Source organism: Nonomuraea cavernae, from assembly GCF_014646355.1.
Classification (GTDB): Bacteria; Actinomycetota; Actinomycetes; order Streptosporangiales; family Streptosporangiaceae; genus Nonomuraea; species Nonomuraea cavernae.
In genome coordinates this window covers 381,750-408,726 of record NZ_BMNH01000002.1, presented here as the reverse complement: position 1 = coordinate 408,726, position 26,977 = coordinate 381,750, and the positions used below count along the sequence as shown (strand labels likewise).

The window sequence follows — 26,977 nt, the reverse complement described above, 5'->3', positions numbered from 1 at the left end:
CGCATCGGAGGAACCGTGACATCTGTGAGAGCCCTGAGCCCTCCTGCCGAACGTGACGAGAGGGGAAGCGACTTCGCGCGGTTGTCGCGGCGCGTCGCCGAGGCGGGCCTGCTGGAGCGCCGGCCCGGCTACTACGCGGCGCGGATGGCCGTCGTGGGCGGCCTGTTCGCCGGGGTGTGGGTCGCCTTCGCCCTGATCGGCGACTCCTGGTGGCAGCTCGCGGTCGCCTTCTTCCTGGCCGTGATGTCCGGGCAGGTCGCGCTGCTGGCCCACGACCTGGCGCACGGCCAGGTCTTCCGCACCCGCCGGGCGAGCGCGACGGCCGGTCTGCTGGTCGGCAACCTCGGCATCGGCCTCGGCTACGGCTGGTGGCAGGACAAGCACACCCGCCACCACGCCAACCCCAACCACGAGGACCACGACCCCGACGTCTCGCCCGAGGTGCTCGTCTGGTCGGTGAGGCAGGCCGAGGCCAGCGGTGGCCTGGCCAGGTTCATCGGCCGCCGCCAGGCGTTCCTGTTCTTCCCGCTGCTCACGCTGGAGGCCGTCAACCTGCACGTGTCGAGCGTGCGCGGGCTGCGCCGCCCCACCCTGCGGAACCGGTGGGCCGAGGCGCTGCTGTTGTTCGCCCACTTCGCCCTCTATCTCGGCGGGATCCTTGCGATGCTGCCGCTGGGCAAGGCGGTGGTGTTCATGATCGTGCACCAGGCGCTCTTCGGCGTCTACCTCGGATGCGTGTTCGCGCCCAACCACAAGGGCATGCCGGTGCTCACCGCCGGCGACCGGCTCGACTTCCTCCGCCGCCAGGTCCTCACCTCCCGCAACGTGACCGGAGGACTCCTGGTCGACACCGCCCTGGGCGGGCTCAACCACCAGATCGAGCACCACCTGTTCCCGAGCATGCCGAGCGTCAACCTGCGCCGGGCACGGCCCCTCGTGCGGGAGCACTGCGCGGCGCTGGGCGTGGACTACACCGAGTGCGGGCTGCTCGCCTCGTGGGGCCAGGCCCTGCGCCACCTGCACGCGGTGGGAGAGCCCCTGCGCCGCTGATCTCGCCCGCCGCGGGCGACGGCCACGCATACAGACGGCCACGCATACAGACGGCCATGCATACAGACGGCCATGCATACAGACGGCCATGCATACAGACGGCCACGCATACAACGGCGCGCAGCGGTTAGAAGTCCTCTTCCGGCCACCGCGAGAACCTCAGGAGCGGCGTTGACGACAGCCATGAACCCCCCCACGACCCCTGACGGCATCGCGGGCTGGGCGGTCGGGCTAATGGAGTCGCTGGGGGCGCCCGGCGCCGGGCTCCTCGTCGCGCTGGAGAACCTGTTCCCGCCGCTGCCCAGCGAGATCATCCTGCCGCTGGCGGGATTCGCCGCCGCACGGGGGGAGATGGCCCTGTGGGAGGTGCTGGTCTGGACCACACTCGGCTCGCTGGCCGGAGCGCTCGTCCTGTACGGCGTCGGGGCGCTGCTCGGTCGGCGGCGCATCCTCGCCCTGACCGCCAAGATCCCGCTGCTGAAGCCCGCCGACGTGGAGAAGGCCGAGGACTGGTTCGCCCGCCACGGGCGCAGGACCGTCTTCCTGGGCCGCATGGTCCCCGGCTTCCGCAGCGTGATCTCCATCCCGGCCGGTCTGGAGCGCATGCCGCTGGCCGGCTTCGCCCTGCTCACCGCCCTGGGCAGCCTCATCTGGAACACCGTGCTGGTGCTGGCCGGCTATCTGCTCGGCGATCAGTGGTCGCTGGTGCAGACCTACGTGGGCGGCGCCACCAGAGTGGTGCTCGTGCTGGTCGTGCTCGGCCTGCTGATCTTCGTCGGCCGCCGCGTCGCCGAGAGCCGCAAGAGCAGGAAGAGCCGCCACGTCGCCGGGAGCCGCGAGGACTGACCCCCTCAGAGCCCGTACGCCTCCAGCAGCCGCAGCCACACCTCGCTGACCGTCGGGAAGGCCGGGACAGCGTGCCAGAGCCGGTCCAGCGGCACCTCGCCGGTCACCGCGATCGTCGCCGAGTGCAGCAGCTCGGCCACGCCCGGCCCGGCGAACGTCACCCCGAGCGGCACCCGCCGCTCCTCGTCCACCACCATCTTGGCCCGCCCCCGGTAGCCGTCGCCGAGGAGGTAGGCGCCCGTGACCGAGCCCAGGTCGTACTCGACCGCGCGCACCTGGAAGCCCGCCGCGCGGGCCGCGGCCTCGGTGCGCCCCACCGCGCAGATCTGCGGGTCGGTGAACACCACCTGCGGCGGCCCGTACGCGTCGGCCGTGTCACGCAGGGACGGCAGGTCGTCGCGCTCGCCCTTGGCCCGCGCGGCGATGACATCGCCGCAGAGCCGCGCCTGGTACTTGCCCATGTGCGTCAGCAGCGCGCGCCCGTTGACGTCGCCGACCGCGTAGAGCCAGCCGTCCTCGACGGCGGTCGCCCGCATGCTGTCGTCCACCTCGACCGTGCCCTTGCCGGGCAGGCCGATCGTCTCCAGGCCGATCCCGATCGTCGCGGGGACGCGGCCGGTGGCCACCAGCAGCTCGTCGGACTCGATCGGCGGGCCGTCCGGCAGGTGCACGGTCACCTTGCCGCCCGGCTCCGGCCGCTCCACCCGGACCGCCTCGGTGTGGGTCCGCACCTCGATGCCCGCGTCGGCGAACGACTCGGCGAGCAACTCGCTGGCGAACGGCTCCATCCGGTCGAGCAGCCGGTCACCGCGCACCAGCACGGTCGTCTGCCGCGCGCCGAGGCCGTGCATGGCCTGGGCCATCTCGCAGGCCACCACGCCGCCGCCGATGACGGTCAGCCGTTCGGGCACCGAGGTGGCCGCGGTGACCTCGTGACTCGTCCAGGGGGCGGCCTCGCGCAGCCCCGGCACCGGCGGCACCGCGGCCGTGCTGCCCGTCGCCAGGACCACGGCGTGCCGGGCGGTCAGCACCCGCTCGGAGCCGTCCGGCGCGCTCACCCGCACGCGCCGGGCGCCGTCGAGCCGCCCGCGCCCGCGGACGAACTCGGCGGGCACGCCCTCGACCCACCGGACCTGGCCGGCGTCGTCGTAGTGGGACACCGCCTCGTCGCGCCGGGCCAGCACCGCGCCCACGTCGACGGGCCCCATCGACAGGCCGGGCACCCGCCCGGCCTCGGCGACCAGATCGACCGGGCGCAGCAGCGCCTTGCTGGGCACGCACGCCCAGTAGGAGCACTCGCCGCCGGCCAGCCGCGGCTCCACGACGGCCGCGGTGAGCCCGCCCCGCACCACCCGATCCGCCACGTTCTCACCGGCGGGACCGGCGCCCACCACGATCACATCGAACTCGTCGCCCACGTCGGCCTCCCCTGTCAGTCCTGCCGCCAGCCTTTCACGACCGGCGGGGCGGCGGTCCCGTTCAATGGGTGTAGGGAGTGGCGAGCCGCGCGTCGTGCAGCACGGAGCCCCACCAGCCGAGCTGGTCGAGCAGCTCCTTGGCCGCGCCGCCGGGCCCGTCGGGGTCCACCGGCTCGCCGTCGGCGCCGAAGCGCTCCCAGGGCTGGTCGAAGCTCACGGTGTTCCGCACGGTCACCGCGTGCATCTCCGCGAACACCCCGCGCAGGTGCTCCACCGCCCGCAGCCCTCCGCCCATGCCGCCGTAGCGGCCCCGGCCAGCCGTCCGGCGAGGGCGGTCAGCTCGGCAGGGCGCCTGCCGGCGACCTTCAGGACGTCGGGGTCGGCGGACAGCGCGGCCGGCAGGGCGTCGGCGAGGTGCGGGAAGGCCGGGCCGGGACGGGCACTGCCAGGGCCACCATCCCGGACGAGGCGGCCGGTAGTGTCCAGGTGTGACCATCAACGAGCTGGGCGCCTACCTGCGCGCCCGCCGCGAAGCCGTCACCCCCGCCGACGTCGGGCTGCCCGCCGGTGCCCGGCGGCGCACGCCGGGGTTGCGCCGGTCCGAGCTGGCGACGCTGGCCGGGGTGAGCGTCGAGTACCTGGCGCGGCTGGAGCAGGGCCGCGACCGTCACCCGTCCGTGCAGGTCCTCGGGGCGCTCGCCGACGTGCTGCGTCTGGACCCGGAGGAGCGGATCCATCTGCGCCGCCTGAGCAAGGGGGCCGACGGCGGCGTCCTCTGCCCGGCCGGCGTGCCGCCCGCCCGCTCGGTGCGGCCGACGGTGCGGGCGCTGCTCGACCGCCTGGAGCCCGCACCGGCTCTGCTGCTCAACCGGCTCGGTGAGGTGCTCGCCCGCACGTCCGGCTACGAACGCCTGGCGGCCCCCCTCGGCCTGCTCGACGGTGACCCGCCGAGCCTGGTCAGGTTCGTGTTCACCGACTCCCGCGCGCGGGCGGTCTACCCCGACTGGGAGCGTGTCGCCGACGAGCTGGTGGCCGTGCTCAAGCTCGAGTCGTCGCGCGACGACCCGCACGTGTCGCACCTCGCCGACGAGCTGACCGTCGTCGCGGGCGCCCCGTTCGCCGACCGTCTGGCCGCACCGGCCGGGCCGCCGTCACCCACCGGGGTCGAGCGGCTGACGCACCCCGAGGCGGGGGAGTTGCGCCTGGCCTACGAGACGTTGGAGCTGCCGGTGAAGGACGGGCAGCGCCTGGTCGTCTACCTTCCGGCCGACGACGCGACCGCGCTCGCGCTCGACCGGCTGTCCGGCCGCCGTCCCGGCGGCCTGCGCGCGGTGAACGACTGAGCCGGGCCCTCCCGCCCGCGGCGTGGGGCGCGCGGGCGGGGCCGGCGGCGCCGGTCAGGCGCGTTTGGCGATGGCCGTGATCAGCGGCTGCACGAGCTTGGCCGCGAGCGGTCCGAACGCCGCCAGGATGAGGACGTACGTGGCGGCCAGCGGTCCCAGGTCGGGATGCACGCCGGCGGCCACGGCCAGGCCGGCGATGACGATGTTGAACTCACCGCGCGGGATGAGCGCGATGCCCGCGCGGGCCCGGCCGGCCGTCGCGATGCCCGCCCTGCGGGCCGCGTACGCGCCGGTCAGCAGCTTGGTGATCATACTGATCAGGGCCAGCAGCGCGGCCAGGCCGGCCACCGGGAGCATTTTCGTGGGATCGGTCTGCAGGCCGAAGAAGACGAAGAACACCGCGGCGAACAGGTCGCGCAGCGGCGCCAGCAGCGCCTGCGCGTCGTGGGCCAGCTGCCCCGACAGCGCGATGCCGACCAGGAAGGCGCCGACCGCCGCCGAGACCTGCAGCTGCTGCGCCAGCCCGGCCACCAGCAGCGCCAGCCCGACGATCTTCAGCAGCAGCACCTCGTTGTTGGGACTGGAGACGAACGCCTCGATCCATTTGCCGAAGCGCAGCGCGATGAGTAGGACCGCGCTCACCGTGGCCAGCGCGATCGCCACCGTGACGGCCCCGGCGGCCAGGCTCAGTCCGGCCAGCATGGCGGTCAGCACCGGCAGGTAGACCGCCATCGTCAGGTCCTCGAAGACCAGCAACGACAGGACGGTCGGTGTTTCGCGGTTACCGATCCACCCCAGATCCGACAGCACTTTGGCGGTGATGCCGGAGGAGGTGGCATAGGTGACGCCGGCCATCGCCACCGCGGCGACCGGCCCCCAGCCGAGCAGCAGCGCGCAGATGGCGCCGGGGGCGGCGTTGAGCACTAAGTCCACCAGGCCGGCGGGGGCGTTGCCCTTGAGGCTCGCCACGAGTTCGTCGGCGTTGTACTCCAGGCCCAGTGTGAGCAGGAGTAACACGACGCCGATCTCGGCGCCGACGGAGATGAAATCCTCGCTGGTGGCCAGCGGGAGCACTCCGCCGGTGCCGAAGGCGAGGCCGGCGATCAGGTAGAGCGGGATGGGCGAGATGCCGACGCGCAGCGCGAGCGCGCCGAGCACGCCCAATCCCAGCAGAACAGCACCGAATTCGAGGAAAAGGATGGCGGTATGGTGCACCCTCGGCCCTACCCGTGCGCCAGGATGTCGGTCACCTCGGAGGTGCTCTCCGCGCTGCCCACGACGACGACGACGTCGTTCTCGTCGAACACGAAGTCGGGGGCGGGGCTGGCGAAGACCCGCCCGCTGCGCACCACCGCCACGATGGAGGCGCTGGTACGCGTCCGCACGCGCGCGTCAGCCATCGGACGACCCACGAACGGGGAGCCGGACGGGATCGGGATCTGCAGGCTCACCAGCCCCTCCACCTGCTCGTGGAGCGCGTTGAGGCGCTGCACGATGCGCGGAGCGCCGAGGAGCTCGGCCAGCGCGTCGGCCTCTTCGTCGTTGAGCTTGACCGAGTCGCACACCCGGTCAGGATCTTCGCTGTCATAGATGACCAGATCCCGTCGTCCGGTTCGGTGTGAGATGACACCGATCCGCTGGCCTGACCGCGTAGTGAACTCGTGACGCAACCCGATGCCGGGCAACGCCGTCTGCTCGACCTCCACCGTCTATCCCACCCACCCGTTTTACGCATTTCGCGGTTACTTTAGCAGTTTGGGAGATCTGTCCGTTCCGTAGGGGAACCAGATCTCCAGGCAACGCACAGATGGTAGGCCCATTGCCGGGATCGCCCGACTATTTCACTTGATGTCGTCATACTTCGTGAGAAAGCGGTTCACAAGAGGGTCAGGGTCTGGCGGGCGATCTCCCACTCCTCGTCGGTCGGGACGACGAGCACCGCCACCTCGGAGCCCGGGGGCGACACAGCGCGTTCGCCGGTGGACTCGGCCTGGTTGAGCACCGGGTCCACGCTGATGCCGAGCCGCTCCAGGCCCCGCGTCGAGGCGGCCCGGGTGGCGGCGTCGTGCTCGCCCACGCCGCCGGTGAAGACGATCGCGTCCACCTGGCCGAGCAGCGCGTAGTAGGCGCCCACGTACTTGCGGATCCGGTGCGTGTAGACGTCCAGGGCGAGGCGCGCCCGCTCGTCGCCGTCGGCCGCACGCCGCCGTACCTCCCGCATGTCGGAGTGGCCGGCGAGCGCCAGCAGGCCGCCGCGGCGGGTCAGCGCCTGCTCGGTGGCCTCGGCGTCCATCCCAGTCACCCGCTGCAGATAGCCGGGCAGGGCGGGGTCGACGTCGCCCGAACGACTGCCCATGACGAGCCCCTCCAGAGGCGTCAGCCCCATGGAGGTGTCCACGCTGCGGCCTCCCACGATCGCGGTGGCGCTCGCGCCGTTGCCCAGGTGCAGCACGATCATGCTGACGCGCTCCGGTTCGCGCCCCAGCATCGCCGCCGCCCGCTCCGACACGTACGCGCAGGACGTGCCGTGGAAGCCGAACCGCCGCACCCCCCACTCCTCCGGGACCGCGTACGTGTACGCGGCCGGCGGCAGGGTGTGGTGGAAGGCGGTGTCGAACACCGCCACCTGCGGCACCCCCGGGAAGGCGTCCTGCGCCACCCGGATCCCGACCAGGTTCACCGGGTTGTGCAGCGGCGCGAGCGGCGCGAGCTCCTCGATCTGGGCGATCACGCGATCGTCGACCAGCACCGGCTCCCGGAACAGGGTGCCGCCGTGAACCACCCGGTGCCCCACCGCCACGGGGTCGAGCTCAGGCCCCGCCTCGGCGAACGCCTTCAGCACCGCGGCCAGCCCCTCGGCGTGCCCGGGGAAACGCCCCTCCCTCTCGTACGGCGGATCGTCGCCGCAGTGGTGCGTGAGCCGGCCTCGCTCCTCCCCGATCCGCTCGACCAGGCCCCGGGCCGGACGGCCCCGGGTCTCGACGTCGATCAACTCGTACTTGATCGAGGAGGAGCCGGTGTTCACGACGAGAATGCGTTCGGCCATGTCCATCCACTGATCTCCGGAAGGTCCTCGCCGTGCTCACGGGTGTAGGCGCGCGCCCGCAGCCGGGAGTCCATCATGTGCTGGCGCAGGTGGGCCTGGGTGCTGCCGAGGCCGGGAACACGGTCGATCACGTCCATGACCAGGTGGAAGCGGTCGATGTCGTTGAGCATGACCATGTCGAACGGCGTCGTCGTGGTGCCCTCCTCCTTGTAGCCGCGCACGTGCAGGTTGGGGTGCCCATTGCGGCGGTAGGTGAGCTGGTGGATCAGCGACGGGTAGCCGTGGAAGTTGAAGACCACCGGCCGGTCGGCGGTGAACAGCGTGTCGAACTCGGCGTCCGACATGCCGTGCGGGTGCTCCGAGTGCGGCTGCAGGCGCATCAGGTCGACCACGTTGACCACCCGGACCCTCAGCTGCGGCAGGTACTCGCGCAGCAGCGCGGCGGCGGCGAGCGTCTCCAGGGTGGGCACGTCGCCGGCGCACGCCAGCACCACGTCCGGGTCGGTCCCGGCGTCGGTCGAGGCCCACGGCAGGATGCCCAGCCCCCGGGTGCAGTGGGCGATGGCCTCGTCCATGGTGAACAGGTCGAGCACCGGCTGCTTGCCCGCCACGATCACGTTCACGTAGTCGCGCGAGCGCAGGCAGTGGTCTCCCACCGAGAGCAGCGTGTTGGCGTCCGGCGGCAGGTAGACCCGCACGACCTCGGCCTTCTTGTTGACCACCACGTCCAGGAAGCCCGGATCCTGGTGGCTGAAGCCGTTGTGGTCCTGCCGCCAGACGTGCGAGGACAGCAGATAGTTGAGCGAGGCCACGGGCAGCCGCCACGGGATCTTCCGCGACGACTCCAGCCACTTGGCGTGCTGGTTGAACATCGAGTCGACGATGTGGATGAACGCCTCATAGCAGTTGAACAGGCCGTGCCGCCCGGTCAGCAGATAGCCCTCCAGCCAGCCCTGGCACAGGTGCTCGCTCAAGACCTCCATGACCTGCCCGCCCGGGGCCAGGTGCTCGTCGGTCGGCTCGATGGCCGCGTCCCACGCCCGGTCGGTGACCGAGAAGACGTCCGAGAGCCGGTTGGAGGCGGTCTCGTCGGGCCCCATGAGCCGGAAGATCGACCGATTGGCGGCGATGACGTCGCGCAGCAGCCCGCCCAGCGCCCGGGTCGGCTCGGTCGACTGGACGGCCGGCGCCTTCACCTCGACCGCGTACGACCGGAAGTCGGGCAGCCGCAACGGCTGCAGCAGCTCGCCGCCGTTGGCGTGCGGGTTGGCGCTCATCCGGAGCGGACCCACCGGCACCGACCGCAGGATCTCGGGCACCGGGCGGCCGTCGGCGTCGAACAGCTCCTCCGGCCGGTAAGAGCGCATCCACTCCTCCAGCTGGGCCAGCCGGTCCGGCCGGTTCCGTACGTCGGTGAGCGGCACCTGGTGCGAGCGCCACGTCCCCTCGACGGGCAGGCCGTCGACCTCGCGGGGCCCGGTCCAGCCCTTCGGCGTCCGAAGGATGATCATCGGCAGCCGGTCGGCCTTGCCGGCCTTGTAGGCGGCGATCTCGGAATGGGCCTGGTCGAGCGTGGTCGCCATCTCCAGGTGGTCCGGGCCCACGAGGTGGGGCCGGTAGCCGTACCCCTCCATGAGTTTGATCAGCTCTTCCAGCGGGATCCTGGCCAGGATGGTGGGATTGGCGATCTTGTATCCGTTGAGGTGCAGGATCGGCAGCACCACGCCGTCGCGCCGGCGGTTGAGCAGCTTGTTGGAGTGCCAGCTGGCGGCCAGCGGGCCGGTCTCCGCCTCTCCGTCGCCGATGACGCACGCCACCATCAGGTCGGGGTTGTCGAACGCCGCGCCGAACGCGTGCGCGAGGCTGTAGCCCAGCTCGCCGCCCTCGTTGATGGAGCCCGGCGTCTCGGGCGCGACGTGGCTCGGGATGCCGCCGGGAAAGGAGAACTGGCGGAAGAGCCGCCGCATGCCCTCCGCGTCCCGCGACACGTTCGGGTACTTCTCCGAATAGGAGCCCTCCAGCCAGGACAGCGCCACGGCCGCCGGGCCGCCGTGCCCGGGCCCGACGACGTAGATCATGTCCTGGTCGTGCTCCTTGATGAGCCGGTTCAGGTGGGCGAAGCAGAAGTTGAGCCCCGGCGTGGTGCCCCAGTGGCCGAGCAGACGTGGCTTGACGTGCTCGGGCCGGAGAGGTTCGGTCAGCAGCGGGTTGTCGAGCAGGTAGATCTGGCCTACCGACAGGTAGTTCGCCGCACGCCAGAAGGCGTCGATTTGATCCATGACTAGCTGATTCCTCCAAACTGGCGACTCAACCGGATTAGATCACCTCTCCTGGGCAGAGGATGCGAATCCGTCGAGCAGCGAGGCGTCATGGAGATCAGGAGAGCAGACGAGCAGGCGTTCAGCATTCCCTTCACCCAGAAGAACATCCCACGGGCGCGCACCGCCGCGATGAGCCTGGCCCGGGCCCAGGGAATGTCGCCCGAGCGGGTGATCGACCTCGCCCTGGTGGTGAACGAGGCCATGGTCAACGCCGTCGCCCACGGCGGCGGACGCGGCCGGCTGCGCGTGTGGTGCCGGCGAGGCGCCCTGCACTGCGAGATCGAGGACCAGGGGCCCGGCATCCCCGCGCGCCGGCTGGACCGCACCGATCCGCCGCCGCCGTCCTCGCTGGGAGGCTGGGGCATTTGGCTGATCCGTCGCCTGGCGGATAAGGTCGCCCTTACGACCGGCCCGGATGGCACCGCCGTACACATCGCGATGGACCTCTCCGCACGCGAGGGCGCTGTGCCGTAAGGGCCCCATTCAGCTCTGGTAGGCGGGCGGGTGAACACAGACTCCGGTGATGTCGGCCCCCCGCCGTTGTTCGTCACGTTCTTCGCGGAGAGCAGCCTGGCCGACACCCGCGCCGCCGTCCAGCGGCACGCGCGCGAGCAGGGGTTGATCGGCGAGCGGCTCGAAGACTTCGTCATGGCGGTCAACGAGTGTCTGGTCAATGTCCTGGCCCATGGCGGCGGGCAGGGGCGGCTGCGCCTGTGGCGCGAGGGCGAGACCCTGCTCTGCGAGGTCAGAGACTCCGGCGGCGGCATCCCCGCGCGCTACCTCGACGAGTCGGAGCTGCCCGAGCCCTCCCAGCTCGGCGGCCGGGGCATCTGGCTGATCCGCCGGCTCACCGACGGCGCGGTGTTCGCGACCGGCCCCGCCGGCACCACCGTCCTCATCGCCAAGAAGCTGCCCGGTGGCCGCGCCGAGCGGTCCCACCGGCCCGCGAGCGGGTCCGCCGACCGCGCCTGACCCCGGCGCACGGCCTCTGGCATCCGCCGTTCGATCCCCGGCTCGATCCCGGCCCACCCCCGGAGGCCCGGCGCCCGGCGTCCCCCTGGATATCCGGACAGGTCGCGATATGGTGCCGGACATGGGTCTCCGCAGTGCGCGCTGGTACTCAGGTGACGACCGAAACTCCTTCATCCACCGTGCCTGGATGCGCCGCGGCCTGCCGGACGAGGCGTTCGACGGCGAGCGGCCGCACATCGCGATCGCCAACACCGCCTCCGACCTCACCCCCTGCAACTCCCATCTGAACGAGATCGCCGACAGCGTGAAGCAGGGCGTGTGGGCGGCCGGTGGGATCCCGCTCAACCTGCCGGTCGTCTCCCTGGGCGAGACCAACGTCCGGCCCACCGCGATGCTCTGGCGCAATCTCGCCGCCATGGCCACCGAGGAGATGCTGCGCGCCAACCCGATCGACGGCGTGGTGCTGCTCGGCGGCTGCGACAAGACGATCCCGTCGCTGCTCATGGCCGCCGCCTCGGTCGACCTGCCCGCGGTCGTGCTGCCCGGCGGCCCGATGCTGACCGGCCACTTCCGCGGCGTGCCCCTCGGCTGCGGCACCGACGTGTGGCGGCTCAGCGAGGAGGTGCGCGCCGGCACCCTGTCCCGCGAGGCGTTCCTGCGGTCGGAGTCGTCGATGATCCGCAGCCGTGGCCACTGCAACACGATGGGCACCGCCTCCACCATGGCCTGCGTGGCCGAGGCCCTCGGCATGACCCTGCCCGGTACGGCCGGCACTCCCGCCCCCGACAGCAGGCTGCTCCAGCGCTCCCACGAGACCGGCCGGCTCGCCGTCGAGCTGGTGCGCCGGGGCCGCCGCCCGAGCGACGTGATGACCAGGGGCTCGTTCCTGAACGCGATCGTGACCCTCGCCGCGATCGGCGGCTCCACCAACGCGGTCGTCCACCTGCTGGCCATCGCCGGCCGCCTGGGCGTCCCGCTCACCCTCGACGACTTCGACCGCGCGGGCTCCGGGGTGCCGCTGCTCGCCGACCTCCAGCCCGCCGGCCGCCACCTGATGGACGACCTGTTCCGGGCGGGCGGGCTGCTCGCCCTGCTGAAGGAGGTCGAGGACCTGCTCGACCCCGCCGCGCCGACCGTCACCGGCCGGCCGCTCGTCGAGCACCTCGCGGACGCCGTCATCTGGGACGAGACCGTCATCAGGCGGCGCGCCGACCCGCTGCTGCCCGACGCGGGCATCGCGGTCCTGCGCGGAAACCTCGCCCCCGACGGCGCCGTGATCAAACCCGCCGCCGCCTCGCCCGAGCTGCTCCGGCACCGCGGCCGGGCCGTCGTCTTCGACGGCATCGAGGACGTCCACGCCCGGCTCGACTCACCCGACCTCGACGTGGACGAGACGTCCGTGCTGGTGCTGCGCGGCTGCGGGCCCAGGGGCTACCCGGGCATGCCGGAGGTCGGCAACCTGCCGCTGCCCGCCAGACTGCTGGCCAAGGGGGTGCGCGACATGGTGCGGATCAGCGACGCGCGGATGAGCGGCACCGCCTACGGCACGGTCGTCCTGCACGTCGCGCCGGAGGCCGCCGCGGGCGGGCCGCTGGCCCGGGTGCGCACCGGTGACCCCATCGTGCTCGACGTGGCCGCCCGCCGCCTCGACGTGGACCTGCCCGCCGGTGAGCTGGCCGCCCGCGAGCCGGTCATGACCGGCCACGCCCGCCCCGTACGCGGCTGGGAACGCCTTTACGTCGACCACGTCACCCAGGCCGACCGGGGAGCCGACCTCGACTTCCTCACCGGGTCGAGCGGCGCGGGCGTGGGCCGCGACTCCCACTGACGGCTGAAGAGTCACTCCGCCGTGCGCGGAATCGTCCCAGCCGGGTACGGGGTTACGGCAGCATGTGATCGGTTTTCGACGGTACGAGGAGGAAGACGTGGGCGGCGACATCACCCGGAGCCACGAGTGGACGGCTCTGGCCAAGCACCACGAGGAGCTGGCGGGCAGGCACCTTCGGGAGCTGTTCGCCGAGGACCCCGGCCGCGCCGGGCGGATGACGCTGACCGCCGGTGACCTGCTCCTCGACTACTCCAAGCACCGGGTGACGTCCGAGACCGTCGACCTGCTGGTGGCGCTGGCCGAGCGGGCCGGGCTGCGCGAGCGCGTCGAGGCCATGTTCCGCGGCGACCACATCAACGTCAGCGAGGATCGGGCGGTGCTGCACGTGGCGCTGCGCACGCCGCCCGGCGCGGCGCTCGTCGTCGACGGTCAGGACGTGACCGCCGACGTGCACGAGGTGCTCGGCAGGATGAGCGCCTTCGCCGACCGGGTCCGCTCCCGCGAGTGGCGCGGTGCCACCGGGCAGCCGATCACGACGGTGGTCAACATCGGCATCGGCGGCTCCGACCTGGGCCCCGCCATGGCCTACGAGGCGCTGCGCGACTACGCCGACGCGGGCGTCCAGGCCAGGTTCGTCTCCAACATCGACCCGGCCGACATCACCGGCAACCTCGCCGGGCTCGACCCCGCGACCACGTTGTTCGTGATCAGCTCCAAGACGTTCACCACGCTCGAGACCCTCACCAACGCCAAGGTCGCCCGCGACTGGCTGGTCGGCGCGCTCGGTGAGGACGCCGTCGCCCGGCACTTCGTGGCCGTCTCCACCAACGCCGCCAAGGTCGCCGAGTTCGGCATCGACACGGCGAACATGTTCGGCTTCTGGGACTGGGTGGGCGGGCGCTACTCCTACGACGGCGCGATCGGCCTGTCGCTGATGCTCGCCATCGGGCCCGAGCGGTTCCGCGAGATGCTGGCCGGGTTCCACGTCATCGACGAGCACTTCCGCAGCGCGCCGTTCGCGGCCAACATGCCCGTGCTGCTCGGGCTGCTCGGCATCTGGTACTCCAACTTCTTCGGCGCCGAGACCAGGGCCGTCCTGCCCTACAGCCAGCGGCTGCACCGCTTCCCGGCCTACCTGCAGCAGCTGACCATGGAGTCCAACGGCAAGTCGGTGGGCGCCGACGGCGAGCCCGTCACCGCCGCCACCGGCGAGATCTTCTGGGGCGAGCCCGGCACCAACGGCCAGCACGCCTTCTACCAGCTGCTCCACCAGGGCACCCGCCTGGTGCCGGCCGACTTCATCGGCTTCGCCGAGCCGTTCGAGGACCGCGAGGGCATGCACGACCTGCTCAACGCCAACCTGTTCGCGCAGACCTCGGCGCTCGCGTTCGGCAGGACCGCCGAGGAGATCGCCGGCGAGGGCACGCCGGCCGGGCTCGTCCCGCACAAGGTGATGCCGGGCAACCGGCCCACCTCGACGATCCTGGCGCCCAAGCTCACCCCCTTCACGCTGGGCCAGCTCGTCGCGCTCTACGAGCACATCGTGTTCGTCGAGGGCACCGTCTGGGGCATCGACTCCTTCGACCAGTGGGGCGTCGAGCTGGGCAAGAAGATGGCGCTCGACCTGGCGCCCGCGCTCACCGCCGAGGAGCCGCCGGTCGCCTTCCCCGATCCGTCCACCGAGCGGCTCGTGCGCGCCTACCGGGAGCTGCGCGGCCGGCGTCCCTGACCGCCCCGGGGCGTGCCCGCGTTGACGGCCGGGGCCCGGCCGTCCGACGATCTCAGGCATGCCCCTCATCCCGGTACCCGGCCGCGACCACACCTGGGCGGCGCTCACCCCGGCCACCGCGTACGTCTTCAGCGTCGAGACGGTCCCGGCGACGGCCGACGCCGGGACCGGCGTGGAGATCGACATCGGCCCGGACGACGGGCCGGGAGCGGAGCCGCGTGCCGCGACGGGCGGAGAGACCCGCGTCGTCCAGCGCTACTGGGGCCCGCGCCCGCCCGTCGCGGCGCTCGGCCAGCTCACCGACCCGTCGCCGGGCGGGATCCGCACCGGCTTCCTCGACCCCGCCGACGCCGGCGAGCTGCTGCCCGTCGACGGCGGCCGCCGCTGGGGCGTGCCGTCGCTGCAGGCCGTCCACCCGGGCGGGGTGCGCTCGGTCGAGCTCCGCTTCGAGCAGGCCGTCCACGGCGCGAACGAGCTCGGCCTCGTGCTGCGCGACCACGCCTACGGCCTGCGCGTCGGCCTGCACTTCCGCGTCTTCGACGACTGCGACGTCATCGAGCGCTGGGTGACCCTGACCAACGAGTCGGCCGACCCGGTGCGGCTGCTGCGGGCCGACTCCGGGAGCTGGGTCATCCCCGAGCAGGCCGGGTTCCGCTACACCGGCGTGGCGGGCGGGTGGGGGAGCGAGACCCACGTGCACCACGGCGAGCTGCCGCCCGGCGAGACGACGTTCACCAGCCGGACCGGCACCACCTCCCACAAGGCCAACCCGTGGATCATGATCGGTGACGCCACCGAGACCAGCGGCCGGGTCTGGAGCGTGGCGCTGGCCTGGAGCGGCTCGTGGCGGCTCACCACCCAGCGGCGGCCCGAAGGCGACGTGGCGGTCAGCGCCGGGTTCGGCCACGAGGGCCTGTCCTGGCCGCTCGCCCCCGGCGCCACCCTGAGCACCCCGCCCGCGCTCGGCCTGCACACCGACGGCGGCCACGGCGCGGCCAGCCGGGCCTGGCACGACCACGCCCGCCGGCACGTGCTGCCCACTCCGGACGAGGAACGGCCCGTGCTCTACAACTCGTGGGAGGCCACCTGGTTCGACGTCACCGAGGAGGGCCAGCTCGACCTCGCCCGCAGGGCCGCCGGCCTGGGCGTGGAGCTGTTCGTCGTGGACGACGGCTGGTTCGGCCGGCGCACCGACGACACCCGCGGCCTCGGCGACTGGTGGCCGAACCCCGACCGCTTCCCGCGCGGCCTGGGCGCGCTCTTCGCCGGGGTCCGCGAGCTGGGCATGCTGCCCGGTCTCTGGGTCGAGCCCGAGATGGTCAACCCCGACAGCGACCTCTACCGCGAGCGTCCCGACTGGGTGCTGCACTATCCCGGACGCCGCCGCGACACCATGCGCAACCAGCTCGTGCTCAACTTCGCCCGTGACGACGTGCGCGCCTGGGCGCTCGGCTGGCTCGACGGCCTGGTCGGCGAGCACGACCTGGCCTACCTCAAGTGGGACATGAACCGCAGCTTCAGCCAGGCCGGCTGGGCCGAGGGCGGCGACCTGCTCTGGATCGAGCACACCAGAGGCGTCTACGCGATCATGGACGAGCTGCGCCGGCGGCATCCCCGGCTCAGGATCGAGTCGTGCTCCGGCGGCGGCGGGCGGATCGACTTCGGCGTGCTGCGGCGTACGGACCAGGTGTGGACCTCCGACAACACCGACGCCCGCGACCGGCAGCCGATCCAGCAGGGCTTCTCCTTCCTCTACCCGGCGAGCGCCATGTCCTGCTGGGTGACCGACAGCCCCAACCCGATCACCGGTCGCGCGGTGCCGCTGCGCTACCGGTTCCACGTCGCCATGGCCGGCACGCTCGGCATCGGCGGCGACCTGACCCGGTGGAGCGACGAGGAGCTGGAGGAGGCGCGGCGGCTGGTCGCCGACTACAAGGCGGTGCGGCCGGTCATCCAGCACGGCGTCCTGCACCGGCTGGACGGCACGCCCGGCAGCACCGCCTCGGCCGTGCAGTACACCCTCGGTGACCGGGTCGTCGTGCTCGCCTACAACCCGTACACGCTGGACCGGCGGCCGCCCCGGCGGCTGCGGCTGGCCGGCCTCGACCCCGACGCCGTCTACCGGGACGCCCATGGCGTCGACCGGCACGGCGCCACCCTCATGCACCACGGACTGGTCCTGCCGACCTGGCGGCACGCGGGCGCCGACTACCGCAGCGAGATGGTGGTGCTGCGACGGACATAGGGCTTCGGCCCGCCCGCGCGCCGTAGGGTAGGGCGTCATGACCTCTGTGACGCAGATCGTGGCCTTCGGTGGAGTGGTGATGCTCGGGGCGATGTCTCCCGGGCCCGACTTCGCGGTCGTCGTCCGCCGCTCGGCGGTCTCCGGTCGCGGCCGCGGCATGGCGGCCGCGGCGGGCATCTCCCTCGGGGTGTCCGCCTGGGTGGCGGCCGCGGCGACGGGCATCGCGGCCCTGCTGGCGGCCTCGGCGGTGGCGTTCACCGTGGTCAAGGTGGTCGGCACCGCCTACCTGCTGTTCCTTGGCGTCAAGGCGCTGCGGGCGGCCCTGCGCTCGGGCGGCGAGCTGAGCCTGGACGTGCCGGATCCGGGTGGCCGGAGCTCGTGGGCGGCGTTCGCCGAAGGGCTGCTGACGAACGTGCTCAACCCCAAGGCGGCGCTGTTCTTCGTGGCCCTGGTGCCGCAGTTCGTCGCCTCTGACGCCGCGCTGGGCGACGCGCTGGTGCTGTCGGTCGTCGCGCTCGCGGGGACGGTGGCGTGGTTCACGGTGGTGGCCAACATCGTGGGGGCGTTGCGCAAGGTGTTCGCCAGGCCGGCCGTACGCCGGAGCGTCGACGGTCTGACCGGCGCCGCCCTCATCGGGCTCGGCGTCAACCTGGCGGCCGCCGGTCGTCCCTAGCGCGTGCCCGTGGAATGTCAGGCGATCGTGACGCCGAGAAGGTGGCCGAGCCCGTAGGTGACGGTCGCCGCGCCGACGCCCAGCCCCAGCTGCCGCAGGCCGCCCAGCCACCACGGCCGGGCGGTCAGCCGGGCCACCACCGCCCCGAACCCGAACAACGCCAGCACGCTCAGCACCACCGCCACCCCCAGCCCCGACGCCCCGAACAGGAACGGCACCAGCGGCACCAGCGCCCCGGCGGAGAACGCGCCGAAGGACGAGGCGGCGGCCAGGTAGGGCGAGGGCAGGTCGTCCGGGTCGACGCCCAGCTCCTCGCGTACGTGCACGCGCAACGCCTGCTCCGGGTCGGCCGACAGCCCGGCGGCCACCTGCTCGGCCAGCTCGGCGTCCAGGCCGCGGGACCGGTACAGCGCGGCCAGCTCCGCCTGCTCTCCGTCGGGGTCGCGGGCCAGCTCGCGGCGCTCCACGGCGATCTCCGCGCGCATCAGCTCCGTCTGCGACTTCACCGACGTGTATTCGCCCGCCGCCATCGAGAACGCCCCGGCGGCCAGGCCCGCGAACCCCGCCAGCACCGCCGCCTGACCCGCTCCCGCCGCGCCCACCACTCCGGCGATCAACGCGAAGTTCGAGACGAGTCCGTCCATCGCGCCGAACACCGCCGGCCGCAACCACCCTCCGGACACGTCCCGGTGGGTGTGGTGCCGCTCCGGAGAGTGCGGCTGGGCGAGCTCGATGGTCATGAAAACTTTCCCCTCCTGATCACAACTCGTATGAAAATTTAGACATATTTCCGTACGTGTCGCAACGAAGGAGAGGCTTGCCTGACCTGCGCTTTCATTGGTTTTGTGACAGTGTGTCGTGAAAATCCGGGGATGACGAAGGAGGTCAGCCGCCTCTGATCAGCTGATCGCCACCCTCCGGAGACCGCCGCGAGAGGGTGCGCGCCGCCGCCCGGAGGTGACCGGAATCACCCCCCGGCTCGGCCGGACGCCTCAGGCGTGGACGGGGACGGCACCCTCCTCGCGAGGAGTCTCCGCCCCGGCGGCCGGGCCCACGCCGCGGATCAGCGCCGAGCAGTCGCCGATCGCGCCCGCCAGCAGCTCACGGAGCAGCCTGTCCGGATCGGGGACGCACGCCTGCACGATCCCGACCACCGAGAGCTGGACCGCGTTGGGCGCGGCGTAGCGGCGGAAGCCCTTCTCGGTGATGCGCGCCGCCCGGCTGAACCGCCTCGCCTGCTCGGCCGCCTGCGGCACCTGGGCCATCGCCTCCCTGCTGCGCTCGCTCATCCGCCCCGACGGCGCGCCGTCGAGCCTGGCCAGCATCTCCTCGGCGGCCAGCACCGACACCGCCAGGGCGAGCTGGCGCTCGGCCGCCGCCACCGGCAACGCGGTCGTCGCGCAGCGCAACGCGAGCCGCGCGTCCACGCGAAGGTCGTCACCGGCCAGGCCGATGATCGACGGGACGAGCTCGACGAGCTCGGCGCGACTCTCGTCGCCGACATTGTCGTTGACCAGGCGGGCGAGAGCGGCCAGCAGCGGGTGCGTGCAGGCCGGGTGATCGCTCCACCGTTCTCCGGCTAGGTAGGACGCCAGCTCCATGAAGCAGGCACCACGTTTCGGGTTTCGATGCCTACCTCGGGACAGAACCGGCATGTGATCTAGGTTGTTGTCCACGGGTGCTCCACTTCCACGGATCGCCGTCCTTCCAGTCTGCGCCGTCGGCCGCGCGGACGCCAGTGATGGGTCCGGCGCCGGGTGAAACCTCCGGCCTGGACCGCGGCACGGCGGGTGCGGCAACGCGCGCGGAACGTTGATCAAAAGGTGACGCGACGGCGGACGGCCCCGTGCTAGGTTGCCGACGACTTTCCCGACGTGAGCACCGCGGGGCGCATCGGAGATCTCCGCCGCGGGCTCCTCACTCTGATGGGGGCCGATGGTGAGGAAGGCGCTACTGCTCGTGGTCGTGGCGACGCTGTGCTGGGCGCTGCCCGCCTCGGGCGCGCTCGCCGCCGCCCAGGACACGGGTCAGGCCGCGAGCCAGGCCGACGGGCGGGTGGCCTTCATCGGAGTGCCCGGCCTGCACTGGGACGACCTCGATCCGGCGATCACCCCGCACCTGTGGCGGCTGGCCGGGCAGAGCGGGCTCGGCTCGGTCTCCGTCAAAACCCTGGGCACCGTCACCTGTCCTCACGACGGCTGGCTGACCGTCTCGGCCGGGGTGCGGTCCGCCGTCGGCCACGGCTGCGGCCTGCCGCCCGAGCCCGCCCCACAGGGCGCGGGCGCGACGGTTCCCGGCTTCGCCGACCTGCTCGGCGAGCGCGACGGCACCTACGCCGGCACCCTCGGCGAGGCCGTGCACGCGGCCGGCCAGTGCACCGCCGCGGTCGGCCGGGGCGCCGCCCTGGCGCTGGCCGACCGCAAGGGCTCCGTCGACCTCTACGCCGCCGACCCGGCCGGCCTGACCGACTGGTCACGCTGCAAGGTCGTCGCCGTCGACGTGGACGAGCTGATCAGCCCCTACCTGACCGACGGCCGGCTGCCCAAGGAGCCCGACGCCCTCGGCCCCGCCCGCCGCGAGCAGGCGGTGCGCGCCGCCGACGCCGAGGTCGGGGCGGCCCTCGCCAGGATCCCCGCCGACGCCGAGGTGGTGCTCGCCGGGATCGGCGACCACGGCTCGGTGCCGCACCTGCGGGTCGTCATGTGGAAGCGGCCCGGAGCGGCCGGAGCGTTCGTCGGCACCACGTCCACGCGGCGCGAGGACATCGTGATCCTGCCCGACATCGCGCCCACCGTGCTGACCGCGGCCGGCGTCGCCATCCCGCCGACCGTCATCGGCTCGCCGTGGGCGCTCGGCCGCACCGCCGGTCTCGACGAGGCCGCCGCCGACCTGCGCAGGGCCGACCTGGCCGGCACGACCGTACGGCTGACCACCGGCGTGTTCTTCACCGCGTTCGCCATCAGCCAGGTCGTGTTCTACGTGATCGCCTACCTCCTGCTGGCGCGGCGCAGGCGGCCGATGGCCGTCGGAGTGGTCGCGCTCGGGCTCGCCTCCGTCCCCGTCTCGACGTACCTGGTCAACCTGCTGCCCTGGGCGCGGGCCGACCAGCCCGCGATGGCGCTGGTCGGCGGGGTGGTCGGCCTGGCCGGGCTCATCCTGCTGGCGGCGATGGCCGGGCCGTGGCGGCGCCACCCGCTGGGGCCGCCCGCCGTGGTCGCCGGGGTCACCGCCGCCGTCCTGGTCGGCGACCTGCTCACCGGCACGCCCCTGCAGTTCAACAGCCTGATGGGCTACACCGCCGTGGTCGGCGGGCGCTACCACGGGCTGGCCAACATCCCGTTCGCGCTGCTGGCCACGGCCGTGCTCATGGTGACCGCGGTCGCCGCCGACCACCTGGTGCGCGCCGGGCGGCGTCGGCTCGCGGTGACGATCGTCGCGACGCTGGGCGTGGCGGCCATGCTGCTGGCCGGCTGGCCGGGCATCGGCAGCGACTTCGGCGGCGTGATCGCGTTCGTCCCGGGCATCGCCGTGACCGCGTTGCTCGTGGCGGGCAAGCGGGTCTCGCCGGCGAAGCTCGCCGGGTTCTGCGTGCTGGGCGGCCTGGCCGTGTCGGTCATCGCGGTGCTCGACCACCTGCGCCCGCCCGCCTCCCAGACGCACCTGGGCCGGTTCGTCGGGCAGGTGATCGAAGGGACGTTCCTGCCCATGATCGGCCGCAAGCTCGGCGCCATGCTCAACACCATGCTCTCGCCCAACCTGATGCCGATCGTGATCGTCGGCCTGGCGTTCCTGGTCTTCGCGCTGCTGCGGCCCGGGCAGGCCAGCGCGGGCCTGCTGCCCCAGGCGTTCGCGCGGGCCCCGATGCTGCGCGCCGGTCTCATCGGGGCGCTGGTCAGCGGCGTGGTCGGGATGCTGGTCAACGACTCCGGCACGGCCGTCCTGTCGATGGTCGTGGCGCTGGCCGTGCCTCTGGTCCTCTACGCCGGGCTGCGGCTGCCGGAGCAGACGCAGCCGCTCGGCGGCGAGCCGGCCGGGCCGGGTGAGCCCGGCAGGTCCGGTGAGCCCGGCAGGTCCGGTGAACCGGCGCCGCTGGCCGATCCCGTGCCGGGCAAGGCCTGACCGCGGTCCCATCAGAGCCTGAAATTTTCCTTTGGTTCATCGCCAAGTCTTGAAAATAATAGCCACGGGCGATTGAGTTCGGTCGTGCAGACCCTCCGTTACGCGGCCGCGGCCGCCGCGCTCGTCTTAGGCGTCGCGGCGCCCGCGTCGGCCGATCCGCAGCCCCCCGCAGAGGACGCGCTCACCGCGTCGTCCTACCCGCCCCCCTCGACCCTGCTCGCCGCCGCCTCCGGTGAGCGGCTGGAGACGGACCGGAAGACCCGGCCCGTCGCCCCCGGCATCTCGCTCACCTCGTTCGACCGCTACGACGCGCTCGGCTGGCTCCGCGCCGACGCGCTCACCGCCGACCTCGGCAGCGCCAAGGCCGACTACGTCTACTCGGGCGAGGTGTCGAAGACCGAGCCGCTGTCCGGCCCGGCCAACCGCGCTCGCGCCGTCGCCGCCGTCAACGGCGACTTCTTCGACATCAACAACTCCGGCGCCGCCCAGGGCATCGGCGTCCAGGACGGCTCGCTCGTCCAGTCGCCCATCGCCGGCCACGAGAACGCCGTCGCGATCACCGGCGACGGCGTGGGCCGGGTGCTGAAGATGTACTTCGAGGGCGCCGCCACCCCCGCCGGCGGCTCCCCGATCACGCTCACCCAGTTCAACCAGCTCGTCCAGGCGGGCGGGGCCGGCCTGTTCACGCCGCTGTGGGGCTCCTACTCGCGGGCCCGCGCCGTCGAGGGCGCCACCGCCGTCACCGAGGTCGAGCTGGTGGACGGGGTCGTCACCGAGGTACGCCAGGCCGCCGGCAGCGGCCCGATCCCCGCCGGCACCACGATCCTGCTCGGCCGCGACGCCGGCGCCGCCGCCCTGGCCGCGCTCAAGACCGGCGACCGCGTCGACGTGACGTACCGGCCGAAGGCGTCAGACGGCGGCGCCGTCAAGGCGGCGGTGGGCGGCAACTACGTCCTGGTCAAGGACGGCGTGGTGCAGAAATCGGCCGACCCGGCCGCGCATCCGCGCACCGCGGTCGGCTTCTCCGCCGACGGCCGGACGATGCACCTGCTGACCGTGGACGGCCGCCAGGCCGACAGCCGCGGCGTCACGCTCGACGAGCTGGCCGAGCTGATGGCCGAGCTGGGCGCCGCCAACGCGCTGAACCTCGACGGCGGCGGCTCATCGACCCTGCTCGCCCGCGAGCCCGGCTCCGCCGAGGCGCAGGTCGAGAACAGCCCGTCCGACGGCGGCGAGCGGCACGTCCCCAACGGCCTGGCCCTGTACGCGCCCGAGGGCAGCGGCAAGCTGAAGGGCTTCTGGCTGGAGACCGCCACCGACCCCGCCCGCGCGCCCGGCGCCTCGCCCGTCGCGGGCGGCCGCCCCGACCGCGTCTTCCCCGGCCTCACGAGGCGGCTGACCGCCGCCGGATACGACGAGACGTACGGCCCCGCCGCCGGAACGCCGTCCTGGAAGGCGGCGCCGATCGCGCACGGCGTGATCCGCGACGGGCGGTTCCACGCCCTGGTGCCCGGCCAGACGACCGTCACCGCCTCCCGAGGCGACGCCAAGGGCGCCCTGGAGCTCACCGTGCTCCAGCCCCTGCGACGCCTCGGCATGACCGCCGACCGGGTCGGCCTGCCCGGAGCCTCCGGCACCGCCACGTTCGGCGTGGTCGGCTACGACCGCAACGGCAACTCCGCGCCCATCGAGCCCGGCGACCTGACCCTGTCCTACGACCGAGACCTGTTCGAGGTGACGCCGTCGGAGCACGGCTACTTCACCGTGAAGGCCAAGCGGGACACCGGCTCGGGCCTGATCACCGCCAAGGTGGGCAAGGTGAGCGCCGCCGTGCCCGTCACCGTGGGCTTCGAGGACAGACCGGTGGCCGACTTCGAGGACGCCGGCTCCTGGGCCTTCGCCGCGGCACGGGCCACCGGCTCGCTGTCGGCGGCGCCGGGACAGAGCGGGGGCGGGCTCAAGCTGGCCTACGACTTCACCCAGTCCACGGCGACGCGGGCCGCCTACGCCAGCCCGCCCCGGCAACTGGAGATCCCGGGCCAGCCGCAGGCGTTCGGGATGTGGATCCACTCCACCGGCAAGGGGGAGTGGCCCAGCCTGGAGTTCTACGACGCGCTCGGCCAGTCGCAGATCCTGCGCGGCCCGTACATGACGTGGACCGGCTGGAAGTTCGTCGAGTTCGCCGTGCCGGCGGGCGTCGAGCACCCGCTCCGGCTGCGCCGTTTCTACGTGGCCGAGACGAAGGCCGACCAGAGGTACACCAACGAGATCCTGATCGACGGGCTGGTGGCCAAGGTGCCGCCGTCGGTCGAGACGCCGGCCGTGGCCAAGGTGGCCGATCCGGTGGTCCGGCAGGAGGTGGCCGGGATGCCGTGGCGGTTCGCGGTCATGTCGGACGCCCAGTTCGTCGCGCGCGACCCGGACAGCGACATCGTCCGCAACGCGCGCCGCACGCTGCGCGAGATCAAGGCCGCCGCGCCCGACTTCCTGCTGATCAACGGCGACCTGGTGGACGAGGCGTCGCCGGCGGACTTCGCGCTGGCCAAGAGGATCCTCGACGAGGAGCTGGGCGGGACACTGCCCTACCACTACGTGCCCGGCAACCACGAGGTGATGGGCGGCAGGATCGACGACTTCAAGGCCGTGTTCGGTGACACGTACCGGACCTTCGACCACAAGGGCACCCGGTTCGTCACGCTGGACACCTCGCGGCTCAACCTGCGCGGCGGCGGCTACGAGCAGGTCGCGCTGCTGCGCTCGCAGCTCGACGCGGCGGCCCGTGACGCGTCGGTCGGCTCGGTGGCGGTGGTCTTCCACGTGCCGCCGCGCGACCCCACGCCCGGCAAGGGCAGTCAGCTGGGCGACCGCAAGGAGGCCGCGCTGGTCGAGGGCTGGCTGGCCGACTTCCAGCGGACGACCGGCAAGGGCGCCGCGTTCATCGGGGCGCACGTCGGCACCTTCCACGCGGCGCGGGTCGACGCGGTGCCGTACGTCATCAACGGCAACTCGGGCAAGAACCCGGCCACGCCCGCGGACGACGGCGGGTTCACCGGCTGGTCGTTGTGGGGCGTGGACCCGGTGAGCGCCCGGGAGGCCGAGCACGTCCGGCGCAACTGGTTCGTGGACGCGCCCACCTGGATCGGCGCCCAGATCCGCCCGCACGTGGACGAACTGACGCTGACGGCGCCGGCCTCGCTCCCCGTGGGCGGCACCGGCTCGGTCACGGCGACGGTGCGGCAGGGCGCCCGGACGGTGCCCGCCGCCCACCCCGTGTCCGTGCGGTGGTCCGGCTCGGCCGGCCTGCACGTCGGCTCGCGTTCGTCGGCCGGGAGCCGGCACGTCGCCGTCCTCGACCCGGACACCGGCACGCTCACCGCGCTGCGCGTGGGCCAGGTCACGGTCACGGTGACGGTCAGCGGCGTGGAGCGCGAGGCGGTGATCGCGGTGGCGGCCAAGGCCGCCGCCTGACCTGACGGCGATCCCGTCGCCGGTGACGGGTGATCCAGCCGCGCACGCGGGTAGGGGCGGGCGAGATCCGGCCGGAGAAGGGAGAGCACGCGTGGGTACGGGGGCGCTGTTGCGGGAGGCGCTGCGGGCGGAGCTGCCCGCCGCCGAGAGGCTGCGGCGGGAGCTGCACGCGCAGCCGTGCCTGTCAGGGCAGGAGGGGCCCAGCCTCAAGCTGGTGCTCGACGCCCTGACGGGCGGGCTCGTCGAGTACGTGGCCGACACCGGCGCAGTCGTCAGGATCGGCGGGCCGGGACCGTCGGTGGGCGTGCGCGGCGAGCTGGACGCGCTGCCCATCGCCGAACGCACCAGCGTCACCTGGGCCTCGGCGAACGGCGCCATGCACGCCTGCGGGCACGACGTGCACCTGGCCGCCGTCGTCGCGCTGGCCCGCGCGGTGGACAAGGTCCGGGCCGCCGGGGAGTCCTGGCCCGGATCGGGCGAGAACGGCGAGGCCTGGGGGCCGCGGAGATCCCCGGTGGCCGGCCCGGGACCGGCCACCGTGGCTCCGCTGCTCGTCGTGCTGCAACCCCGGGAGGAGGGCTTCCCGTCGGGCGCCTACGACGTGGTCGAGTCGGGAGTGCTCGACCGCCACCAGGTCCGCGCCATGATCGGCGCGCACGTGCAGCCCGTGGTGCCCGCCGGCATGGTGTCCTGCACGCCCGGCCCGGTCAACGCCTCGGCCGACGAGTTCGAGCTGACGATCAGGGGCTCGGCGGGGCACGCCGCCTACCCGCACCTCGCCCGCGACCCGGTCGTGGGCCTGGCCCAGGTCATCGCGGCCGCGCAGCAGCTCGTCAGCCGCGTCGCCGACCCGATGGTGCCGACCGTGGTCACGTTCGGCACCATCAACGCGGGAACGGCGCCGAACGTCATCCCGTCCAAGGCCACGGCACGGGGGACGTTGCGGGCGATGTCGGAGCGGTGGCGCTTCGAGCTGCACGACCGCTTCACCCAGCTGGTCGAGGACGTGGCCAGGGCGTACGGCTGCCACGCGGAGGTGCGGGTGCTGCCCGGCGAGCCGGTGCTCGCCAACGACGAGGACCTGGCCATGCAGGCGGGAGAGCTGCTGCGGCACGGCGGCAGGACCGTCACCGAGGAGCTGCGGTCGTGCGGAGCCGACGACTTCGCCTACTACGCGTCGGTCGCGCCGTCGCTGATGATGTTCGTCGGGGTGGACACGGTGTCGGGGCTGCACAGCGCGGAGTTCCTGCCCGGTCCGGGGGCCGTCGCCGACGTGGCCGAGGCGTTGCTGGCCGGCTATCTCACGGCGGCGGATCGTCAAGAACCCGTGGTATGACGTCCTCCAGCAGCCTGACCAGGGTCTCCTCCAGGAACTCGTGCACCTGATGGCGGGTCAGCCGGCCGCGTTTCAGCCACTCGGCCGAGGTGGCCTCGGCCATCCCGCTGAAGCCGCGCAGCATCCCGCGCACCTCGGGCCGTGACCGGGCGAGCGGGCCGAGCCCGACCACCTCGATGATGTGGTCGACGATCCCCTCCCTCGCCTGGTCCACGACCTGCTCCAGCTCGGGGTCGCCGCCCGTGCCGAGCGCGGCCAGCCAGGTCTCCTGGTCGTCCTCGAGCAGCTGGAGCCAGCCGTTGACGCTCTCGCACACCCGGTCACGGACGCTGGCCCCGGCCACGTACTCGGGCACGGGCACCGGTGGCACGTCCAGCATCTCGGCCAGGGCGGCCAGGTAGAGCTCGCGCTTGGTGCCGAAGTAGTGGTTGAGCAGGCCGCGGCTGACGCCCGCCGCGGCGGCGATCTCGGTATTGGACACCTCGCCGTAGGGCCGTTCGCGGAACAGCGTCTGCGCGCGGGCGAGGATCTGCTGGCGGCGGTCGTCGGGATCCATGCGTGCCACACCTGCTGTCTCCCCAAC

21 protein-coding genes are annotated in these 26,977 nt (G+C 72.9%); 12 read left to right on the top strand and 9 right to left on the bottom strand.

The window, feature by feature from the left end; genetic code table 11:
• Positions 1-111: 111 nt before the first annotated feature.
• Together IEY82_RS06205 and IEY82_RS06200 are read left to right on the top strand one after the other, a co-directional pair.
• Positions 112-1,050 (top strand): fatty acid desaturase family protein, encoded by a 939-nt coding sequence (locus IEY82_RS06205; protein WP_225262327.1) that lies wholly within the window; start codon positions 112-114, stop codon positions 1,048-1,050.
• A 171-nt stretch (positions 1,051-1,221) separates the two neighbouring features.
• Entirely contained in the window at positions 1,222-1,896 is a 675-nt protein-coding gene (locus IEY82_RS06200) for a DedA family protein (protein WP_308015915.1), read from the top strand.
• A 5-nt stretch (positions 1,897-1,901) separates the two neighbouring features.
• On the opposite strand, the gene IEY82_RS06195 is transcribed toward IEY82_RS06200, so the two are convergent.
• Together IEY82_RS06195 and IEY82_RS06190 are read right to left on the bottom strand one after the other, a co-directional pair.
• Positions 1,902-3,314: a dihydrolipoyl dehydrogenase family protein gene (locus IEY82_RS06195; RefSeq protein ID WP_189122991.1), complete on the bottom strand. Its 1,413-nt coding sequence runs from the start codon at positions 3,312-3,314 to the stop codon at positions 1,902-1,904.
• A 61-nt stretch (positions 3,315-3,375) separates the two neighbouring features.
• The gene (locus tag IEY82_RS06190) at positions 3,376-3,609 is read right to left on the bottom strand and encodes an NADPH-dependent FMN reductase (RefSeq protein ID WP_225262215.1); all 234 of its coding nucleotides are present in this window, start codon (positions 3,607-3,609) and stop codon (positions 3,376-3,378) included.
• A 193-nt stretch (positions 3,610-3,802) separates the two neighbouring features.
• Between IEY82_RS06190 and IEY82_RS06185 the strand changes: the two genes are divergently transcribed.
• On the top strand, positions 3,803-4,657 hold the full coding sequence (locus IEY82_RS06185; protein WP_189122990.1) for a helix-turn-helix domain-containing protein: 855 nt from the start codon (positions 3,803-3,805) through the stop codon (positions 4,655-4,657).
• Positions 4,658-4,711: 54 nt separating this feature from the next.
• Here the strand turns inward: IEY82_RS06185 and IEY82_RS06180 are convergent, their stop codons facing one another.
• The 4 genes from IEY82_RS06180 to IEY82_RS06165 all read right to left on the bottom strand — a co-directional run bounded on the left by IEY82_RS06180 (position 4,712) and on the right by IEY82_RS06165 (position 9,982).
• Entirely contained in the window at positions 4,712-5,872 is a 1,161-nt protein-coding gene (locus IEY82_RS06180) for a cation:proton antiporter (RefSeq protein ID WP_189122989.1), read from the bottom strand.
• An 8-nt stretch (positions 5,873-5,880) separates the two neighbouring features.
• On the bottom strand, positions 5,881-6,363 hold the full coding sequence (locus IEY82_RS06175; protein WP_189122988.1) for a cation:proton antiporter regulatory subunit: 483 nt from the start codon (positions 6,361-6,363) through the stop codon (positions 5,881-5,883).
• A gap of 170 nt (positions 6,364-6,533) precedes the next feature.
• Positions 6,534-7,703, bottom strand: coding sequence for an acetate/propionate family kinase (locus tag IEY82_RS06170; protein ID WP_189122987.1), 1,170 nt, complete (start codon positions 7,701-7,703; stop codon positions 6,534-6,536).
• Complete coding sequence (locus tag IEY82_RS06165) at positions 7,679-9,982, bottom strand: phosphoketolase family protein (RefSeq protein ID WP_189122986.1); 2,304 nt, start codon at positions 9,980-9,982, stop codon at positions 7,679-7,681. Before IEY82_RS06165 ends, IEY82_RS06170 begins: the two co-directional genes overlap by 25 nt.
• 90 nt (positions 9,983-10,072) lie before the next feature.
• Between IEY82_RS06165 and IEY82_RS06160 the strand changes: the two genes are divergently transcribed.
• The 6 genes from IEY82_RS06160 to IEY82_RS06135 all read left to right on the top strand — a co-directional run bounded on the left by IEY82_RS06160 (position 10,073) and on the right by IEY82_RS06135 (position 17,471).
• The gene (locus tag IEY82_RS06160) at positions 10,073-10,498 is read left to right on the top strand and encodes an ATP-binding protein (RefSeq protein ID WP_189122985.1); all 426 of its coding nucleotides are present in this window, start codon (positions 10,073-10,075) and stop codon (positions 10,496-10,498) included.
• 30 nt (positions 10,499-10,528) lie between these two features.
• Complete coding sequence (locus tag IEY82_RS06155) at positions 10,529-10,996, top strand: ATP-binding protein (protein WP_225262217.1); 468 nt, start codon at positions 10,529-10,531, stop codon at positions 10,994-10,996.
• Positions 10,997-11,117: 121 nt separating this feature from the next.
• Positions 11,118-12,824 carry an IlvD/Edd family dehydratase gene (locus IEY82_RS06150; RefSeq protein WP_189122984.1) on the top strand — a complete coding sequence of 569 codons (1,707 nt, stop codon included), beginning with the start codon at positions 11,118-11,120 and terminating at the stop codon, positions 12,822-12,824.
• 97 nt (positions 12,825-12,921) lie between these two features.
• Positions 12,922-14,553, top strand: a complete 1,632-nt coding sequence (gene pgi, locus IEY82_RS06145; protein ID WP_189122983.1) for a glucose-6-phosphate isomerase — start codon at positions 12,922-12,924, stop codon at positions 14,551-14,553.
• A 58-nt stretch (positions 14,554-14,611) separates the two neighbouring features.
• Positions 14,612-16,798: an alpha-galactosidase gene (locus IEY82_RS06140; RefSeq protein ID WP_189122982.1), complete on the top strand. Its 2,187-nt coding sequence runs from the start codon at positions 14,612-14,614 to the stop codon at positions 16,796-16,798.
• A 37-nt stretch (positions 16,799-16,835) separates the two neighbouring features.
• Positions 16,836-17,471: a LysE family translocator gene (locus IEY82_RS06135; protein WP_189122981.1), complete on the top strand. Its 636-nt coding sequence runs from the start codon at positions 16,836-16,838 to the stop codon at positions 17,469-17,471.
• 17 nt (positions 17,472-17,488) lie between these two features.
• Here IEY82_RS06135 and IEY82_RS06130 read toward each other — a convergent pair whose 3' ends face one another.
• Both IEY82_RS06130 and IEY82_RS06125 read right to left on the bottom strand, forming a co-directional pair.
• Entirely contained in the window at positions 17,489-18,211 is a 723-nt protein-coding gene (locus IEY82_RS06130) for a VIT1/CCC1 transporter family protein (RefSeq protein WP_189122980.1), read from the bottom strand.
• Positions 18,212-18,463: 252 nt separating this feature from the next.
• Entirely contained in the window at positions 18,464-19,072 is a 609-nt protein-coding gene (locus IEY82_RS06125) for a hypothetical protein (protein WP_189122979.1), read from the bottom strand.
• Between the two features lie 334 nt (positions 19,073-19,406).
• Between IEY82_RS06125 and IEY82_RS06120 the strand changes: the two genes are divergently transcribed.
• The 3 genes from IEY82_RS06120 to IEY82_RS06110 all read left to right on the top strand — a co-directional run bounded on the left by IEY82_RS06120 (position 19,407) and on the right by IEY82_RS06110 (position 26,394).
• The gene (locus tag IEY82_RS06120) at positions 19,407-21,590 is read left to right on the top strand and encodes an alkaline phosphatase family protein (RefSeq protein ID WP_189122978.1); all 2,184 of its coding nucleotides are present in this window, start codon (positions 19,407-19,409) and stop codon (positions 21,588-21,590) included.
• An 84-nt stretch (positions 21,591-21,674) separates the two neighbouring features.
• Positions 21,675-25,058 (top strand): phosphodiester glycosidase family protein, encoded by a 3,384-nt coding sequence (locus IEY82_RS06115; protein ID WP_225262220.1) that lies wholly within the window; start codon positions 21,675-21,677, stop codon positions 25,056-25,058.
• A gap of 91 nt (positions 25,059-25,149) precedes the next feature.
• Complete coding sequence (locus tag IEY82_RS06110) at positions 25,150-26,394, top strand: M20 metallopeptidase family protein (protein ID WP_225262222.1); 1,245 nt, start codon at positions 25,150-25,152, stop codon at positions 26,392-26,394.
• Here IEY82_RS06110 and IEY82_RS06105 read toward each other — a convergent pair.
• The gene (locus IEY82_RS06105) at positions 26,360-26,950 is read right to left on the bottom strand and encodes a TetR/AcrR family transcriptional regulator (RefSeq protein WP_189122976.1); all 591 of its coding nucleotides are present in this window, start codon (positions 26,948-26,950) and stop codon (positions 26,360-26,362) included. The genes IEY82_RS06110 and IEY82_RS06105 overlap by 35 nt on opposite strands.
• Between the last annotated feature and the right edge of the window lie 27 nt (positions 26,951-26,977).